The following is a 1,587-nucleotide window of genomic DNA, read 5'->3' on the forward strand; positions in this document are numbered from 1 at the left end:
CGAGGCGCGAGCGCCGGCTCGGCGACGCGGATCGGCAGCCCGTCGTCGTCGAGCCCGCGGTACAGCGTGTACGCGAACTCGCGGCGGCGCGCGTCGGTGACGACCGCGAACATCTCGTCGTCGGCGTCCTCGTAGCCGCCGGTGAGCGCGTCGTGGATCAGCAGCTCGAGGGCGACCGCGTCGTGGCTCACGACGGGAACGACCGGCACCCCGCGTCCGAGCGCGAACGCTCGAGCGGCGGCGATTCCCACGCGCAGTCCGGTGAAGGGTCCGGGTCCCATGCCGGCAGCGACGTGAGTGATGTCGGCGGGGATGACGGATGCCTCGGCCAGCGCCCGCTCGATGAGCGTGCCGACGACCTCGGCGTGACCGCGGGGGTCGGGGCTCTCGACCTGCGAGCGGACGACGCCGTCCGGCTCGACCACCGCCACTGCGGAGCCGAGCGACGTGTCGATGCCGAGGATCACGCCTTCCAGCGTAACCGCGGCCGGACCTGCCTCTTCCCCGCGCGACGGATGCCCGGCTAGGGGCGCCGCGAGATCGTCACGAGTCGTGGCGCCTCGGCGTCGAGCTCGGCCTCGTGCGCGACGCCGTAGCAGGCGTCGTCCTGCCCCCGCCCGTGCCACTCCCGCTCGATCTCGAGCTCCCACCACCTGTCGCGGATGCCGTCGACCATGCCCCTGCCCCACTCGACGATCACGGCCGAGCCCTCGAAGTCGATGTCGAGGTCGTCGAGCTCGGCCGGCGAGCCCAGGCGGTAGGCGTCGACGTGCACGAGCGGCACTCCGCCCACGAGCGAGGGGTGCGTGCGGGCCAGCACGAACGTCGGGCTCTGGATGGGCCCGCGTACGCCGAGACCCTCGCCGACGCCGCGCGTGAGGGTCGTCTTGCCCGCGCCGAGCGGACCCGTGAGCACCACGAGGTCGCCGGGCCGGAGCAACCCGCCGATCGTCCGCCCCAGGTCTTCCATATCGCCGGGCGAGACGATCTCGTGCTGCCCGATGAGCGAGTCGAGGCCGCTCATCGCGACACCTGCCTGCGCGGGACACGGGGCCCGATGCGCGTGACGATCTCGTAGTTGATCGTGCCGGCGGCATCCGCCCATTCCGTCGCCGAGGGCACGCCGAGCGTGGGGTCGCCGAACAGCACGACCTCGTCGCCGACCGCCACGGGCGCGTCGCCGACGTCGACGACGAGCTGGTCCATCGCGATGCGTCCGGCCACGCGGTGCCGTCGGCTGCCGATCGTGACGGGGCCTGCGCCGGAGGCCAGCCGCGGCACGCCGTCGGCATACCCCAGAGGCACGAGCGCCAGAGTCGTGTCGCGGTCGGTGCGGTAGTCGTACCCGTACGACACGCCCTTGCCCGCCGGCACTCGCCGCACCGCAGCGACCGCGCCCCGCAGCGTCATCGCTGGGCGCAGACCGAGGTCGGCCGACGACCGGTCGTCGAACGGCGAGAGACCGTAGATGCCGATCCCGATGCGCACGCAGCCGAGCCGCGACTCGGGCAGGTCGATCGCGGCGTGCGTCGCGGCGATGTGCCGCAGCGGCGGCGCGAGGCCGAGCGAGGCCGCCGCGGCGACGCC

General features: G+C 73.8%; 3 protein-coding genes. All 3 read right to left on the bottom strand.

Annotated elements, in window-relative coordinates; translation table 11 throughout:
• The coding region (gene tsaB / locus EIO58_RS17590) for a tRNA (adenosine(37)-N6)-threonylcarbamoyltransferase complex dimerization subunit type 1 TsaB (protein WP_127820523.1) at nt 1–467 on the bottom strand (467 nt) is incomplete at its 3' end.
• Between the two features lie 56 nt (nt 468–523).
• Entirely contained in the window at nt 524–1,024 is a 501-nt protein-coding gene (gene tsaE / locus EIO58_RS17595) for a tRNA (adenosine(37)-N6)-threonylcarbamoyltransferase complex ATPase subunit type 1 TsaE (RefSeq protein ID WP_127820524.1), read from the bottom strand.
• The coding region (locus EIO58_RS17600; protein WP_274543227.1) for an alanine racemase at nt 1,021–1,587 on the bottom strand (567 nt) is incomplete at its 5' end. The genes tsaE and EIO58_RS17600, both read right to left, overlap by 4 nt.

The organism is Microbacterium sp. CPCC 204701 (assembly GCF_004010105.1).
In the GTDB taxonomy this organism is placed as follows: Bacteria; Actinomycetota; Actinomycetes; order Actinomycetales; family Microbacteriaceae; genus Microbacterium.